The 15063-nt window shown below is 45.7% G+C and carries 15 protein-coding genes; 10 read left to right on the forward strand and 5 right to left on the reverse strand.

All coding sequences use genetic code 11. The features are described from left to right. Window positions 1–54: 54 nt before the first annotated feature. Window positions 55–207, forward strand: coding sequence for a hypothetical protein (locus SDE_RS22855; protein WP_158303863.1), 153 nt, complete (start codon window positions 55–57; stop codon window positions 205–207). Window positions 208–236: 29 nt separating this feature from the next. Here the strand turns inward: SDE_RS22855 and SDE_RS07470 are convergent, their stop codons facing one another. The 4 genes from SDE_RS07470 to SDE_RS07485 form a co-directional block, all read right to left on the reverse strand. Further along, complete coding sequence (locus SDE_RS07470; RefSeq protein WP_011467908.1) at window positions 237–1016, reverse strand: type IV pili methyl-accepting chemotaxis transducer N-terminal domain-containing protein; 780 nt, start codon at window positions 1014–1016, stop codon at window positions 237–239. A 163-nt stretch (window positions 1017–1179) separates the two neighbouring features. Next, window positions 1180–1752, reverse strand: coding sequence for a glutathione peroxidase (locus tag SDE_RS07475; RefSeq protein ID WP_011467909.1), 573 nt, complete (start codon window positions 1750–1752; stop codon window positions 1180–1182). Further along, window positions 1749–3884 (reverse strand): AsmA family protein, encoded by a 2136-nt coding sequence (locus SDE_RS07480; RefSeq protein ID WP_011467910.1) that lies wholly within the window; start codon window positions 3882–3884, stop codon window positions 1749–1751. The genes SDE_RS07475 and SDE_RS07480 overlap by 4 nt, the downstream gene beginning before the upstream one ends. A gap of 72 nt (window positions 3885–3956) precedes the next feature. Continuing rightward, a complete protein-coding gene (locus tag SDE_RS07485) occupies window positions 3957–4418 on the reverse strand; it encodes a flavodoxin family protein (RefSeq protein ID WP_011467911.1) in 462 nt (153 codons plus the stop codon). A 156-nt stretch (window positions 4419–4574) separates the two neighbouring features. Between SDE_RS07485 and ndk the strand changes: the two genes are divergently transcribed. From ndk to der, 9 genes are all read left to right on the forward strand, one after another. Further along, window positions 4575–5000, forward strand: coding sequence for a nucleoside-diphosphate kinase (gene ndk, locus SDE_RS07490; protein ID WP_011467912.1), 426 nt, complete (start codon window positions 4575–4577; stop codon window positions 4998–5000). 36 nt (window positions 5001–5036) lie between these two features. Continuing rightward, complete coding sequence (gene rlmN, locus SDE_RS07495) at window positions 5037–6233, forward strand: 23S rRNA (adenine(2503)-C(2))-methyltransferase RlmN (protein WP_011467913.1); 1197 nt, start codon at window positions 5037–5039, stop codon at window positions 6231–6233. A 42-nt stretch (window positions 6234–6275) separates the two neighbouring features. Next, window positions 6276–7055, forward strand: coding sequence for a type IV pilus biogenesis/stability protein PilW (gene pilW / locus SDE_RS07500; RefSeq protein WP_011467914.1), 780 nt, complete (start codon window positions 6276–6278; stop codon window positions 7053–7055). An 82-nt stretch (window positions 7056–7137) separates the two neighbouring features. Then, window positions 7138–8133 carry a helix-turn-helix domain-containing protein gene (locus SDE_RS07505; RefSeq protein WP_011467915.1) on the forward strand — a complete coding sequence of 332 codons (996 nt, stop codon included), beginning with the start codon at window positions 7138–7140 and terminating at the stop codon, window positions 8131–8133. A gap of 47 nt (window positions 8134–8180) precedes the next feature. Beyond that, on the forward strand, window positions 8181–9293 hold the full coding sequence (ispG, locus tag SDE_RS07510) for a flavodoxin-dependent (E)-4-hydroxy-3-methylbut-2-enyl-diphosphate synthase (protein WP_011467916.1): 1113 nt from the start codon (window positions 8181–8183) through the stop codon (window positions 9291–9293). 44 nt (window positions 9294–9337) lie between these two features. Continuing rightward, window positions 9338–10609, forward strand: coding sequence for a histidine--tRNA ligase (hisS, locus tag SDE_RS07515; RefSeq protein ID WP_011467917.1), 1272 nt, complete (start codon window positions 9338–9340; stop codon window positions 10607–10609). Between the two features lie 9 nt (window positions 10610–10618). Further along, window positions 10619–11335 (forward strand): YfgM family protein, encoded by a 717-nt coding sequence (locus SDE_RS07520; protein ID WP_011467918.1) that lies wholly within the window; start codon window positions 10619–10621, stop codon window positions 11333–11335. Next, window positions 11335–12489, forward strand: a complete 1155-nt coding sequence (gene bamB, locus SDE_RS07525; RefSeq protein ID WP_011467919.1) for an outer membrane protein assembly factor BamB — start codon at window positions 11335–11337, stop codon at window positions 12487–12489. The genes SDE_RS07520 and bamB overlap by 1 nt, the downstream gene beginning before the upstream one ends. A gap of 63 nt (window positions 12490–12552) precedes the next feature. After that, window positions 12553–13968, forward strand: a complete 1416-nt coding sequence (gene der / locus SDE_RS07530; RefSeq protein WP_011467920.1) for a ribosome biogenesis GTPase Der — start codon at window positions 12553–12555, stop codon at window positions 13966–13968. A gap of 104 nt (window positions 13969–14072) precedes the next feature. On the opposite strand, the gene SDE_RS07535 is transcribed toward der, so the two are convergent. Continuing rightward, on the reverse strand, window positions 14073–15053 hold the full coding sequence (locus tag SDE_RS07535; protein ID WP_011467921.1) for a hypothetical protein: 981 nt from the start codon (window positions 15051–15053) through the stop codon (window positions 14073–14075). Window positions 15054–15063: the final 10 nt, after the last annotated feature.

Here is a 15063-nt window from a genome sequence, read left to right on the forward strand (position 1 = left end):
ATGACATATAGAGTGCTGTTAAATCAGCCCGCAAGGTAATTTCAGGAGGCCGGTATGGTAATTGATTGGGTAATTGTGGCGAGTGTTATAACTGTATTGTTGTTGCTGTGGCTTATGGCCTATGCTGGCGTATACGCCTTTAAGCATGTTGCGTTAGATAGTGGTAAGCAACAAACTAAAGGCGATACGAACCCTAAAGTAAATTAGGCGTATTGCTGCACAATTTTGCGCAGGTGTTATTTGTTTTTCTCTGCATCCAGCACCGCTGCATACAGCTTTGTTATGCCGTCCATGTTGTAGAGCATGGTGTCGGTTGTGCCAATAGTTACGTCTACAAGTCGTTTGCCTTGAATACGCATTTCACCGTCAAAACCCTTCGATGCGTATTCAAAATGCCCCATCGTTTTTTCTAGCTTTTGGCTAATTTCACCGGTGTTGTATGGGCTTGCCATTAGGTATTCAAGCTTGTTCTGAAATTCTTCTAGGTCTGCGAATAAATTCGACAGACTGCCTTCTTTGTTTATTTCCCAATAGTAGGCTAGGTAATTTTTAGCAATGCGCTGGGAAAGCATTCTTTGCCTGCCGGAAATATTCACCAGCTCGGCGCTAGAGTGATTGGCAAGTGTTTGTAGCTGTTGTACATAGGTATGAGCTTCGGTGAGCACTTGATTACTTAACATGAGTAGCTTTTCGGCCGATTCTTTACTGACAGGTGCTTGCGCTAATACTTTGTAATCTTGCCACAGGTTAGCCACTAATCTTAATTGTGGCTGTAAGCTTTGTGCTTCTTCAAATGCTTGGAGCGTAGTTAAATTGCGCTGGAATTCGTTTACTGCTCTATCTAAGCGTTTTTGGTGGTGGGCGACGTCTGGTTGTATCGCTTTTAGCAGGTAGGTTTGAGCAATACGCTGCGAAAGCATGCGTTGTCTGCCCGAAATGTTTATCGCATCTCCCATGGTGAAAGCCAAGCAATCCGTTGCGACCAAAGAAAGAATAAGTAATAAAGCCAGTCGCATGTGCGCTCCTAAAGTAAATTGGGCCTCGGAAAATTCTGAGGCCAAAGTATCGTTAGGCAGTACAATACAAAAATCGTACCGAGCTTAAAGAGTTTTTTGTAAAAGGTGCGCGTTACCGCTAATAAATAGCTTTACGCGCATAATGAATACTTTGTGATCGCTATTAGAGCGCTTTTTGCACTTTTTTCTCTAGGTCTGATGCAAGAGGGGTCACATCACTATTAAACTTTTCGATGTTTTGCCCGTTTTTAGTGATTAGATATTTGTTGAAGTTCCATGATGGTGCGGAGGTGTTAGCGTTCAGGTGGCTGAACACGGCATTCGCTTTTTCACCGGTTACGGTAGTTGGGGCCAGCATGGTAAAAGTAACACCGTAGTTTTTATAGCAAATAGTGGCTGCTTCCATTTCAGATTTAGCCGCTTGCTTAAAATCATCCGATGCAAAGCCGATAACTTGCAGGCCTTGGTCTTTGTAGGATTGGTAAAGTTTTTCTAGGCCACCAAATTGTTTGGTGTAACCGCAATGGCTGGCGGTATTTACTATTAACAGTGGCTTGCCAGTGTATAACTCGCACAAGTTAACGGTTTGCGTGCTGTGTAGCTTTTTAAAGCTGTGATCTAGGTAGCTAGGGCATTGCGCCGACTCTTCTGCTGCATGAGTACTTGCTGTGAAGGTACATGCGAGCAAAAAGCTAGGAGCGAGAAGCTGCTTTATTGTGTTTGTTTTCCGTTTCATTTTCCGTTACCTAATAGTTGCTTGAGTTTATCTTCGAGTTCTTTAGCTTTTTTATCTTTTTTAAGGTCTTCGAGAGCATCTTTAATTTTATCGTCGGCCTGTTCTTTAAGTTTGGCTTTCTCTTTTTCTAGCTTTTCATCCAGCTCGGCTTTTGCCTTTTCTTTCGCTTCATTTACTTTGGCGTTTACCTTTGCCTCAATAATTTTGTTTATTCGTTTGGTATCTGGCAGGCATGTTTTGGCATTTATACTGTCGAGTTTGCCTTTGCAAATAAGTGGCAGGGATAGCTCACGCCATTTTTTATCAATATTGCTGCAGCTATCTGGCGCGCTAGAAAAGTTGGCCAGCGAGAGGTCGATAGGAAACGAAAACGCGCCCGTCGCAAAGTTGAGCGTGCCTTTAGCTGCCGCTTGAATTTTTTCGATGTCTGCACTTAATGTGCTTACATTTACTTCTGTGCCACGTAAGTTGGCTGCCAGTTTTACGGGCTCTAGCTGCGTGTAGGCCTGCCATTGCTTAGCTGCGATGTTTTGGTCAGCGTTGGTTTTACCTTGTTTTTCTTCTATCCAAGCTAGCGCTTCGCAATATTGTTTTTCTAGGTTGAAAGGCGAAAAAATAAGCTTTGGAATGGTCGCTTCTGTATCGGCGCTTAGGTTGTCTGTGAGCTGTTTGTCGGTAGTACCGCTGGTGCTAAATTGTACGGTACTATTGGCATTGCCTTCTATGTTTTTAAAGTCGGCAAAGTGGATAAGCGTTTTTTGTAAATCTAGTTGTTTAACCTTCGTTTCACCGCTAATAGCTAGGGAATCGTTATTGGTGCGGGCGACGGCGTTAGTGTTTATCTCGCCATCAAATAATTTAGCGTTAAGCTTTTTAATATTTATGTTACCCGCATGGGCTTCTATTTCGGTTGCGATTTTGCTGATTGCAATTTTTTTAACCGTGGCAGATTCAATGCTAACACTTGCTTGGGTTGTGAGTTGATTTATTAGCTCAATAGGCAGCGGCGTGGGGGCACTGTCAGTTGGCGCGGTTTCTACATCTACAGGTGTGGGCAAATAGTCGTCCACATTAATTTCGCCAATGGCGAGGTTAACGGCAGTAGGTGGTAGACCGGTGTTTTGGGCAAGGTTTACTTTGATGTTGCCTGTCGCGCGTGTTTTGTCTAACGAGAGCTTAATGTTATCTAACGCTAATTGCTGTTGCTTTAGGGTTATATCGCTGTTGATTTCAAGCCCGTTTAATACCTGCGGGTTGTGGGTATCTATTTCTATATTTAGTGCTTTTAGCAGGTCGCGTACATTCGGCGAGCTAATAGCTAGCGTGGTTGTAAGGTCTAAATCTTGTGCCCAATTAAGCGTAGTGTTTGCAGTTGTTACCGTTAGCTGAGCATTTTTGCTTTGTGCGGCCTGTGCTGCGCCAAACTCTATAGTTGCCTCTAGCTCGGACGAGGTGAGGGAGCTGGTGCTTGGCGAAATCGCGATGCGACCGGCGGCAAATGTGCGTATTACGGGCTGTTGTGGAAGCGCAATGATTGTTTTTAATTCAAGCGGAAAGCTTTGGCCCTCCAAGTTAATATCGTAGGCTGTAAATTGCTCAATGGTGAAGTCGCTTGTGGTGTTATCTTCGCCCGTTACATGGGCTGTTACGTTGTTTGCAGCCACTTTTAATATGGCTAAATTTATTTGTTGCGAGGCTGACTCGCTCTCGTTGCTCGGGTTGTCACTATTATTCGTTGCGAGTGCAGTTGTGGTGTTTCCGCTAAGTAATTCAAGCGTATTGGGTGCGTACCATATTTCGCTGTTGGTAAGCGAAAGCTCATTTACTTCAATGTTGCGTTGTAATAGCGGCATCAATTTAACAGAAAAAACCGCCCCGCCTATTTGAGCTAAATTTTGGTTGTTTTGTGCGTGTTTAAGCGCAATGTCATTCGCTTTAATGGCAAGAGAGGGGTAGAGAGTCCAGCTTAGGTCGCCAGTAAATGTGGCGCTAATGTCTTGTTTCTCTAGCTGAGTTTGAATAATGGGCTTTAGCCGGTTTATATCTAAGGTGAGTATGAGAGCAGCTAGGCCAATTATTGCAAATACAGCGAGTAACAGCAGGGTAAACAGCAAGCGAATAGCCCATTTCATAATGCTTAGATCCTTTTAACCAGAAGGTTGTAACTTAGCGTTTAAGGGTGGCAATGCGGGAGCAGTTTACGGCTACCAGAGCCCGACTTCGAGTCCCGCCGCTATAATTTGACCGTATTCATGCGCTTTATGTTCAAAATCTGGGTGGTATTCCCCTTTTAATACAAGTGGTGGTTGTATTTGGCGCCAATTGAGCCCCTTGGTGATCGATTCTACAGATCTCACGGTGCCTGTGCCGTCTTTGCCTGCACGAACACATAAGGCATAGGGCAGGCCTTGGGTTTTCTCCAATATGTTATAGAAGCTTCTGTCAAATAGGTCTTTAAGCGCACCGCTCATATAGCCAAAATTCTCGGGTGTGAACAGAACAATAGCGTCTGCCGTTAGCAGTTGCTCGGGCTTGGTTTCTAGTGGGCTAGAGGTGACTATTTCCACCGTTTTAAGGGCTTTATCGCTCGCTCCAGCCACAATGGCATCGCGCAGTTTTACTGTATTTTCAGAGGGGGTGTGGGCGATTATATTTAGTCTCTTCATTGGTTTATGGAACCCTTTGATTTTGTTGACTTTGCATACTAATTTACACGCAATACACGTATAATCTGCCACTTTTGTTCGATGGCTAGAAATGTAACCACTTTTTGGCCGAAATTGGACCTAATTTAAGACAAATATGCCCGGAGGCAATATTTAATGGCTATTGAGCGCACGCTATCGATTGTAAAACCTGATGCTGTAGAAAAAAATATTATCGGCAAAGTGATCAGCCGCTTTGAAAAAGCAGGTTTAAAAATTGTAGCCGCTAAAATGATGCACCTAACAGAAGAAAAGGCTCGTGGGTTTTACGCCGAGCATGAAGGTCGCCCGTTCTTTGCCGGTTTAGTTGAATTTATGACATCTGGCCCAGTAGTGGTACAGGTGCTTGAAGGCGAAAATGCAATTGCCTTAAACCGTGAACTTATGGGCGCCACTAACCCTGCCGAAGCTGCCGAAGGCACTTTGCGCAAGGATTTCGCCGATTCAGTGGGTCGCAACGCCGTTTACGGCTCAGATTCGCCTGCTTCTGCCGAGCGCGAAATTAACTACTTTTTCGACGCTAGTGAAATCTGTCCACGCTAATTACGCCCAATAGGGCAACCTGAGGTACCGCACACCGTGACTGTAGAATCTACTGCTGCTCCAGCCAAAGTAAATTTAATGGGGCTAAGCCAAGCCAAGCTAGAGGCGTTTTTTGACTCTTTGGGTGAAAAACGCTTCCGTGCAACCCAAGTGCTGAAGTGGATTCACCAAATGGGTGTTACCGATTTTGAGCAAATGACCAATATCAGCAAGCCTTTGCGAGACAAGCTTTCGCAGGTGGCCGAGGCGGTTGCGCCAGAAGTGGTTAATCAGTGGGACTCCAGTGACGGCACGCGCAAGTTCTTAATTCGCGTAGGTGGCGGCAACGCGGTCGAGACCGTATACATTCCAGATGGCGATCGCGGCACGTTGTGCGTGTCGTCTCAAGTAGGGTGCTCGTTAGATTGCAGCTTCTGCGCAACGGGTAAGCAGGGTTTCAACCGCGACCTGACTGCAGCAGAGATTATCGGTCAGGTTTGGCAGGCGGCGAAGTCGTTCAATCAATTTGGGGTTGGGGCGCAGCGCAAAATTACCAATGTAGTAATGATGGGTATGGGCGAGCCGCTATTAAACTTCGACAATGTTGTCGATTCTATGAACCTTATGATGCACGATAACTGCTATGGCTTGTCTAAGCGTCGTGTAACGCTGAGTACCTCGGGTGTGGTACCCGCTTTAGATAAGCTGGGCGAGTATACCGATGCGTGTTTAGCCATATCGTTGCATGCGCCGAATAATGCCTTGCGCAATGAGCTGGTACCTATTAACAAAAAATACCCAATCGAAATGCTATTGGCATCGGCAAAGCGTTATATTGATGGCTTGCCAGATGTGCGTCGTAAAATGACCATCGAATACACGTTAATCGATCAGGTAAACGACCGGCCAGAGCACGCTCACGAGTTGGCAGAATTGCTTAAAGATATACCGGTTAAAATTAATTTAATTCCGTTTAACCCGTTTAATTTATCCAATTACAAGCGTGTAAGTAACAATGCATTGCGTCGCTTTCAGCAGATACTTATTGACGCGGGTTACACCACCACTGTTCGCACCACGCGCGGCGACGATATAGACGCGGCGTGCGGCCAATTGGCAGGGCAGGTAAACGACCGCACTAAGCGAAGTCAGCGCTATAAAATTGATAAAAATGCATTGGATGCTTCTAATGCCGATATTATTCCCGTGAAGCTTGTCGACGAGGCAGACGTTTCAATTACGTTTAACGGTTAGGCAATAACAAAAAATAATAATCAGTTAACGATGGAGCTAAGCATGATTAAACATATTAAGGTTGCTGTAATTGCAGGTTTGTTACTAGTGCTAGGCGCGTGTGTAACAACCACCAACGAGCCCAAAAGCAAAATTAATGTTCAAGATGCATTAGAAGCCAATGTTAAATTGGGCATGACCTACCTACAAAAAGGCGATAGAGAAAACGCCTTGCGCGCATTTAGTAAAGCGCTGGAAACAGACAAAAAATCTGCCGAGGCTAACCAAGGTTTGGCTTTGGTACACCAGCTTAATGGTGAAGTGGAAGCTGCAGAGAAAAGCTTTCAAAAAGCGCTAAAAGGCCGGGCGGATTTTTCTATGGCAGGGGTAGAGCTTAGCTATGGCCGTTTTCTGTTTGAGCAGGAGCGCTACAAAGAAGCTAAAGAACACTTCGAAATGGCCAGCCAAGATTTAACCTTTCAAAGCCGTGCTAATGCTTTGTATTTTGTGGGGTTAACGTCACAAAAAATAGGTGATGAAGTGCGTGCTTTGGCCGCTTTTCAGCACGCGTTAAACCTCAATCCACGCTTGGCACCAGCGGCTATTGAGTTGGCTGAGTACTCGTTTGCCGAACGAGATTACGCGAGCGCTAAAAAATATTTAGATCAATTTGTGCGTTCTAATAATCGCCAAACTCCGCGTAGCTTATGGTTGGGCATTCGTATTGAACGAATTTTTGGAAACAAAGATAAAGAAGCCAGTTACGCGCTTGCTTTAAAAAATATGCACCCGTATTCCAAAGAGTATTTAGAGTACAAAAATTTGATAGAGGAGAATCAATAATATTGAACTGCGCGCTTGATTGATCAAGCCGGTTAGTCTCGGAACTGCCTAAAGGGGTGTTATCGTTTTAAGCGAATAACCCATGAATGCCACAGATAAAGTTAAGCTTATGTCAGAATCACAAGAATTAACTGCATCGCCAAACGATGGCGTTGGTGCAAAGCTAAAAGCTATACGCTTAGAGAAAAAATTAAATATAGAAGACTTTACCAAGCTTAGTGCTATTACTGTAAGCAAGGTGCAGGCGCTAGAAGAAGAGCAGTACCGCAAAGTAGGTACAGAAACATTTGTGATTGGTTATATTCGCAAATACGCCACTTGGTTGGGTGTGGATGCAGATGCATTAGTAAATGAATATAAATCGCAAATAGGCGAATCGGCGTTGCCAAACGTATTGGTTACAACCGAGCAGCCTTTGCCTGATACAGCTCCAAAACCAAAAAGTGAAAAAGTACTAAAGCCAGTGCCCGCCCATGTTGATGTGCCACAGGGCCAGTTAATTAATAAATTAAAGGCTATTCCAGCGTGGTGGATACTCGCGCTATTAGTGGGCCTGTGGCTGATAGGCACTTTGGTATTTGTGCCAAGTGTAGACCGGGAACAAGAAGAGCAGGAGCTACCAGCGCAAGTAGAAGCTAAACGCGAAACGCCAGCGCCAGAAGTTATCGAGGAGCCGGCACAGGTAGAAACAGAGCAACAAGTCGATATTGTTGAGCAAAGCATTGAAGATACCAGCATTATAGAAGCTGCTGAAGTGCAAACACAACAGGTGCAAGCCCCTGAGGCTGTTGAGAGGGTTAATAGTGCGCCGGCAAACGCTGTGGGGCAGCCTGCAGCGCTCGATGAGCTTGTGCTTACTTTTACCGACGATTGCTGGGTGGAAATTAAAAACGCGAGCGGAAAAATTATTTTCGCCGCAGTGCAAACGCCAGCAGATACGTTAACGCTAGCAGACCAAGCCCCGTTTGAAATTATGCTGGGTAATGCAAGGGCGGTAGCTGTAAAAATGAACGATCGCGAAATAGAAGTACAACCGCGACCTGGGCGCAAAACCTTGCGTTTTACAGTCGCTAATTAGTCACTCTGTAGCCAATAATTTTACGTGTTAAATTAGGTGTTGTAGTTATGCAATTTGAATCGCCAATTAAACGAAGAAAGTCTCGCCAAATAATGGTGGGAGATGTTGCTGTGGGTGGCGACGCCCCCATAACTATTCAGAGTATGACCAACACCGAGACCACCGATGTGGAGGCCACAGTTGCGCAAATCGAGCGTATACAAATGGCCGGTGCCGACATAGTGCGTGTTTCTGTACCTAGTATGGATGCGGCCGAAGCCTTTGGTGCAATTCGTAAGCGTGTAAGCATTCCGTTGGTAGCAGATATTCATTTCGATTACCGCATTGCCTTGCGCGTAGCCGATTTAGGTGTGGATTGCTTGCGTATTAACCCAGGTAATATTGGCCGAGAAAAACGTATTCTCGCCGTTGTTGATAAGGCGCGCGATTTAAATATACCTATTCGTATAGGTGTAAATGCCGGTTCCCTAGAAAAAGATTTGCAAACCAAGTATGGCGAACCCACGCCAGATGCGTTGGTTGAATCAGCATTGCGCCATGTAGAAATTTTAGATAAGTACGATTTTCAAAACTTCAAAGTTAGTGTTAAAGCCTCAGATGTTTTTATGGCGGTGGCGGCTTATCGCAAACTGGCAACGCAAATAGAGCAACCACTGCACTTAGGTATTACCGAGGCAGGTGGCCTGCGTGGCGGTACGGTTAAGTCTTCAGTGGGTTTAGGTATGCTGTTAATGGACGGCATTGGTGACACTATTCGCGTATCGCTTGCAGCCGATCCTGTAGAAGAAGTAAAAGTAGGGTGGGACATATTAAAAAGTTTAAAGCTGCGCTCTAAGGGCATTAATTTTATTGCCTGCCCAAGTTGTTCGCGTCAAAACTTTGATGTGATAAAAACCATGAACGAACTAGAAATGCGCCTTGAAGATATCACTACGCCGTTAGATGTGGCAGTAATAGGTTGCGTGGTAAATGGCCCAGGCGAAGCTAAAGAGGTGGATGTGGGCTTGGCCGGTGGTACGCCTAAAAACTTAGTTTATGTTAATGGTGTGCCCAGTCAGAAGTTTGAACAAGAGAACTTAGTTGATAGCCTAGAGCAACTTATTCGTAAGCAGGCAGCTGAAAAAGAAGCCAAAGAAAAAGATATTATCGCCAAGGTGTAGCGTATAAAACGCTACCGGCCAATAGAAATTAAGGTTTAAAAAGTTTGAAAAAGATACAAGCATTGCGCGGTATGAACGACCTTCTACCGCAGGATAGCCCCGTTTGGCAGTATTTAGAATCTACAGTAACCACACTGTTTAAACGGTATGGCTACCAAGAAATTCGCTTTCCAATATTAGAGCAAACCGAGCTGTTTAAGCGCTCAATTGGCGAAGTAACCGACATTGTTGAGAAGGAAATGTACACCTTCAAAGATCGCAATGACGAAAGCTTAACGCTGCGCCCAGAAGGTACCGCCAGTTGTGTGCGCGCCTGCGAGCAAAACCAATTGCTGTTTAATCGCGGTACGCTTACGCAAAAGCTTTGGTATCAAGGGCCAATGTTTCGCTACGAGAAGCCTCAAAAGGGCCGTTTGCGTCAATTCCACCAGTTTGGTGTAGAGGCTTTTGGCTTAAATGGCCCAGATATAGACGCAGAGCTGCTTATTATGTCGGCGCGTTTATGGAAAGAGTTGGGCATAAGCTCGGCAGTAGAGTTGCAGTTAAATAGCTTGGGGTCGAGTGACGCACGTGCCAAATTCAAAGCCGATCTTGTCGCTTTTTTAGAGCAGCATAAAGAAAGGCTAGACGAAGATAGCCAGCGTCGTTTAGGCTCTAACCCGCTGCGAATTTTGGATAGTAAAGAGGCTAAAACACAGGCTTTATTAGATGAAGCTCCAAGCCTGCTAGATTACCTTGATGATGAATCGTTGGCGCACTTTGAGCAGCTAAAGGCTTTGCTGGATGCAGCCGGTGTGGCTTATACCATTAACCCGCGGCTTGTGCGCGGTTTAGATTACTATGGCAAAACCGTATTTGAGTGGGTTACTACCCAGCTTGGCTCACAGGGCACCGTTTGCGCTGGCGGCCGCTACGACGGTTTGGTGAACCAACTTGGCGGTCAACCCACGCCTGCTGTGGGCTTTGGTATGGGAATAGAGCGCCTCGTGTTACTGCTTCAGGAAATGAATGTACTGCCTGAGGAAATATTTCAAACACTTGATGTCTACATCATGGCAGTTGGCGATGTTGCCCCAGCAGCTTTCAGCTTAGCTGAACAAATTAGAGATCGCTTCCCTGCAATGCGGGTGCAAACCCACTGCGGGGGCGGCAGCTTTAAAAACCAGATGAAGAAAGCAGATCGCAGTGGTGCGGATGTGGCGCTTATTCTGGGTGAAAACGAAGTGGCAGCACAGGAGGTGACGCTGAAGTATCTGCGTAAGGACCAACCGCAAACCACAATAAAACAAACAGATTTACTAGATCTATTGGCTTAGGAGAACACCGTGTCAGACCACATTACAGAAGAAGAACAAATCGAAGCAATCAAGCGCTGGTGGAGTGAAAACTGGGCCTCTATTGTATTGCCCGTAGTGATCTTAATTGTTGGCTATGCAGGTTGGTCATATTGGGGCGATTATAAAGAAGCTCGAGCTCAAGAAGGCTCTGCAGCTTTTCAGGTTTTACTAGAAAAGGTAGAGGCCCAACCAGGCCAAAAGTTATCTGCCGATGCTATTACTGATGCACAGTTAGAAGCGCAATCTATTGCTAGTGAGTTTAGCGGTAGTTTGTATGCTGATATGTCTAACTTATTGCTTGCTCGCCTTGCTGTAGAGAGCGGTAAGTTAGATGAAGCGGAAGCTGCTTTGAATGCGGTAATTGCAAGCCCTGCAAACGAATCTGTTGTGGGCTTAGCAAAAGCGCGTTTGGCCAAGGTTTATGCAGCGCAAGGTAAATACGCTGAAGCATCTACCCTTGTGGGCAGTACCGAGCAAGAAGCCTATAAAGCACTTTACGCCGAAATTCGCGGAGATATTGCTTTGGCGCAAGGTGATTTACCTACCGCGCACACTGCCTATAACGAAGCGCTTAACGGCTTAACTAGCGCACAATACAGTCGTCGCGGTTTATTAGATTTAAAAATACAAGCAAGTAAAACGGAAGATGTTGCAGCCGCAGAAGCGGAAGCTGCCGAAGCAGTTGTTAGCCCGGAGGGGGTTTAATGAAGTTTAAATTATGGGCATTAGCTACCGCCTGCGTACTTGCGTTGGGTGGTTGCTCGTCCAATAAAGAAAGCGAAAACTTAAAGCCGTTAGAGTTAGTTAAATTTAAATCTACGGTGAAAGTGGAGCGCGTTTGGTCTGCCAAAGTGGGCAAAGGCCAAGATCGCCGCTACACAGTATTCGTACCTGCAGTATTAGATGATGCTGTTTTTGCATCTGATACCGAAGGGAATATATTCGCTTTCAACGTGGAAACTGGCAAGCGCCTGTGGAAACACGAGTTAGACGAGCCGGTTTCTGGTGCTGTGGGCGCCGGTGGCGGCTTAGTACTGGTAGGTACTTATGAAGGTGAAGTTGTTGCGTTAGATGCAAAAACTGGCGATTTGAAATGGCGCTCTAAAGCTAGCAGCGAAGTATTAGCGCCACCGCAATCAGACGGTAGCATTGCTGTAGCAAGTACTATTGATGCCCGCCTTTTTGCTTATGATGCGATAACCGGTAAACCGCTTTGGTCGCACGATCATATAGCCCCAGTACTTACGCTGCGCACAACGGCTGCGCCAGTAATAAGTGGTACGCAGGTATTGAGTGCTTTTGATAATGGCCAGATGCTAGCGTTTTCTGCCAGCGATGGTTCTGTAAGCTGGGAAGTGCGTGTAGCTCAGCCGAAGGGACGCCACGATTTAGAAAAAATGGTGGATATAGACGGCACCCCTGTGGTCGATTCCGCTTTTGTTTACACCACCTCGTACCAAGGTGCTGTAATGGCGATTGCTCGCGGTACCGGACGAGTGTTGTGGAAACGCGATGCCTCCAGTTATGTGCGCCCAGCTGTTGCGCATAATGCCGTATACGTGGCAACAGAAGACGACCGTCTAGTAGCATACAACGCGAGCAATGGCGGTACTGTGTGGGAAAACGCAGAAATGCTTCGCCGCGATTTAAGTGCACCAGGTGTAATGGGTGATTACATTACAGCGATAGACAAAAAAGGCTACATGCATGTGGTTGATAGGGAAAACGGCCAATTTGTAGCGCGTATTAAGCCTTCTGGCGACGGTTTCCGTTCGGTACCTGTTAGCTATAAAGATGGTTTAATCTTACTTTCTGATGATGGTGTGCTAAGTTTTTATAAAGCTAAGCCTGCTAAATAGTCATCTAGCAAAGGGCCGCTTTCTGCGGCCTTATTGCGTTTATACCTTTTTGAGAAGTAACTAATGATCCCAACCTTGGCCTTAGTTGGCCGCCCCAATGTGGGCAAATCAACCCTTTTTAACCGTCTAACACGTTCGCGCGATGCGATTGTGGCTAACTTTTCCGGTCTTACACGCGATCGCCAATACGGTGAAGCAACCCATGGCGACAAACGTTTTATCGTTGTCGATACCGGCGGTATTAGTGGTGAAGAGGAGGGGATAGATTCCTATATGGCTGGCCAGTCGCTGCAAGCCATCGAAGAAGCCGACATGGTGGCATTTATAGTGGATGCCCGCGTAGGCTTAACCGCGGCCGATATGCAAATCGCTCAACACCTGCGTACCTGCAATAAGCCTATTTTCTTGCTAGCCAACAAAGTTGATGGTGTTAACGAATCCATTGTGTGCGCGCCATTTTTTGAGCTGGGTTTAGGCGATGTAATTGGTATTGCTGCGGCCCATGGGCGCAACATAAACACCATGCTCGACACGGTATTAGAAAACGTCGAGCCAGAAGCCGAGGCTTCAGAAGAGGATAAAGCCAAGGGTATTAAGCTTGCAATTGTTGGTCGCCCCAATGTGGGTAAATCCACCTTGGTGAATCGCATGCTCGGCGAAGATCGTGTAGTGGTTTACGATATGCCCGGCACTACGCGAGATAGTATTTACATCGAATATGAGCGCGATGGAAAAGCTTATACCATCATCGACACGGCGGGTGTTCGACGCAGAAAAAACATTAAGTTAAGTGTAGAGAAATTCTCCATTGTAAAAACGCTACAAGCGATTGACGACGCCAACGTTGTTATTTTAGTGATGGATGCGCAAGAGGGGATTGTAGATCAAGACCTTCACCTAATGGGGCACGTTATCGATTCTGGCCGCGCGCTAGTGGTTGCGCTTAATAAATGGGATAACCTCGATAACGACCACAAAAGTTATGTGAAAACTGAGCTTAGTCGTCGTTTGCAGTTTGTAGACTTCGCGGATTTACATTTTATTTCTGCGTTGCACGGTACTGGAGTAGGTGACCTGTACAAGTCTGTTCACAAGGCTTATTCATCAGCTACCGAAAAACTAAATACAAATTTCTTAACTAAAATTTTGGAATTTGCTGTTAGCCAACATCAACCGCCGTTGGTTAATGGGCGTCGTATTAAGTTGCGTTATGCCCATGCCGGTGGTCAAAACCCGCCCATTATTGTTATTCACGGTAATCAAACGGCAGCTGTGCCTAAAAACTATGTGCGTTACTTAGAAAAGATATTCCGTAAAGAGTTAGAGCTACACGGCACGCCAATTCGATTTGAATTTAAATCTAGCGAAAACCCATTTGCCGGGCGCAAGAATGCAATGTCTAAAAAGCCAGAGCACCCTAGCCGCCGAGCAAATAGCGGTGGCAAGAGTATTAATCGCAGGCCCAGACCTAAAAGCTAGTAACGTGTATTAAGTTGTTACTTAAAAGCCAGTGAACTTAGTGTCCACTGGCTTTTTTATTGACGCAACGAATAACTGTGTTGTTAAAGAGGTAGCAGTGGGGATTAGTTCGCAGCGGCGTTTAATGTCGTTACGTCTAACCAAAGCCTTGGGTCATCAACCGGTGCGGTGTCCAGTAGCAGTGGGTTATCTAAATAAAATATGGTGCGTTTTTTTGCATTGAGCTTTTGTAGGGCTTCTTTAAAGAAGGGGTCGTTAATTAATACTTTATCAAAACTGCCATCCTCTAGCGCCTGCCATAGCCCGTTTTCTATTATTGCTGCTACGTCGGGTTTTTTGGGGGTGACAAACAAGTATGCAGGCATGCGGTATATAAACATTAAGTTTTGTTCAACCGCGAGGGGTAACTGTGGGTGTTGATTTACTTCATCCCAAGGCTCCATTACACCTCTTAAAAATAAATCAAAGCGGTTTGCTAGTAGCATGCGGTAAAGGTTTTCCACATCTGCGCTTTCGGTAACGTCAAACCCGTTGGCCTTTAAAATTCGTGCATCTGTCCAGTCCAGCCCTTGGCCAATAGTAAGCTTCTTTACTTGCTCCATTGTGGTTACATTCGCGTATTTACCTTGGTGTTCCCTTGGGATAATGGCTATTCGGTGGCCCAACAGGCCTCGAAAAATGGGGATTCGAATTGCAATTAAAGTAGCTTCAAATTCTTTGGTTGTTGCAGCCCAGAAAATGTCCGACCTACCTTCTTCTAGTAGCTTTTTCTCGCGGGCGTGGCTGCACCTATTGCCGAGGGTTTCGATGCTTACCGTTGCAGGGTGGTAAGAGAATGCGAGTTCAATAAGCTTATCTATATATTGGTTTCCCATATTGTCGGATTCGCCGCAATAGTGGGTAAGGTTGTAGTGTGCAGGTGGGTTGGTTTTCTGTGCGGGATTAGGCGATTGGGTATCGGCTGCAATTGCGATATTACACGTTAGCGCGAACACTATTATTGCAGGCCAAGTTGTTAAGCAAGGGTGGGGGCATCTGCGCAAAATAGTATTAAGTATTGTGTTAGCCGCTTGCAGGTTTGTCATCAATGCAAAG

This window comes from Saccharophagus degradans 2-40, assembly GCF_000013665.1.
Taxonomy (GTDB): Bacteria; Pseudomonadota; Gammaproteobacteria; order Pseudomonadales; family Cellvibrionaceae; genus Saccharophagus; species Saccharophagus degradans.

Bases quoted from the DNA above. Each gene is read 5' to 3' on its own strand.
- der (WP_011467920.1), top strand. From the start codon at position 12,553: ATGATCCCAACCTTGGCCTTAGTTGGCCGCCCCAATGTGGGCAAATCA.
- SDE_RS07505 (WP_011467915.1), top strand. From the start codon at position 7,138: ATGAATGCCACAGATAAAGTTAAGCTTATGTCAGAATCACAAGAATTA.
- ndk (WP_011467912.1), top strand. From the start codon at position 4,575: ATGGCTATTGAGCGCACGCTATCGATTGTAAAACCTGATGCTGTAGAA.
- pilW (WP_011467914.1), top strand. From the start codon at position 6,276: ATGATTAAACATATTAAGGTTGCTGTAATTGCAGGTTTGTTACTAGTG.
- SDE_RS07485 (WP_011467911.1), bottom strand. From the start codon at position 4,418: ATGAAGAGACTAAATATAATCGCCCACACCCCCTCTGAAAATACAGTA.
- SDE_RS07480 (WP_011467910.1), bottom strand. From the start codon at position 3,884: ATGAAATGGGCTATTCGCTTGCTGTTTACCCTGCTGTTACTCGCTGTA.
- ispG (WP_011467916.1), top strand. From the start codon at position 8,181: ATGCAATTTGAATCGCCAATTAAACGAAGAAAGTCTCGCCAAATAATG.
- bamB (WP_011467919.1), top strand. From the start codon at position 11,335: ATGAAGTTTAAATTATGGGCATTAGCTACCGCCTGCGTACTTGCGTTG.
- SDE_RS07470 (WP_011467908.1), bottom strand. From the start codon at position 1,016: ATGCGACTGGCTTTATTACTTATTCTTTCTTTGGTCGCAACGGATTGC.
- SDE_RS07475 (WP_011467909.1), bottom strand. From the start codon at position 1,752: ATGAAACGGAAAACAAACACAATAAAGCAGCTTCTCGCTCCTAGCTTT.
- SDE_RS07535 (WP_011467921.1), bottom strand. From the start codon at position 15,053: ATGACAAACCTGCAAGCGGCTAACACAATACTTAATACTATTTTGCGC.
- SDE_RS22855 (WP_158303863.1), top strand. From the start codon at position 55: ATGGTAATTGATTGGGTAATTGTGGCGAGTGTTATAACTGTATTGTTG.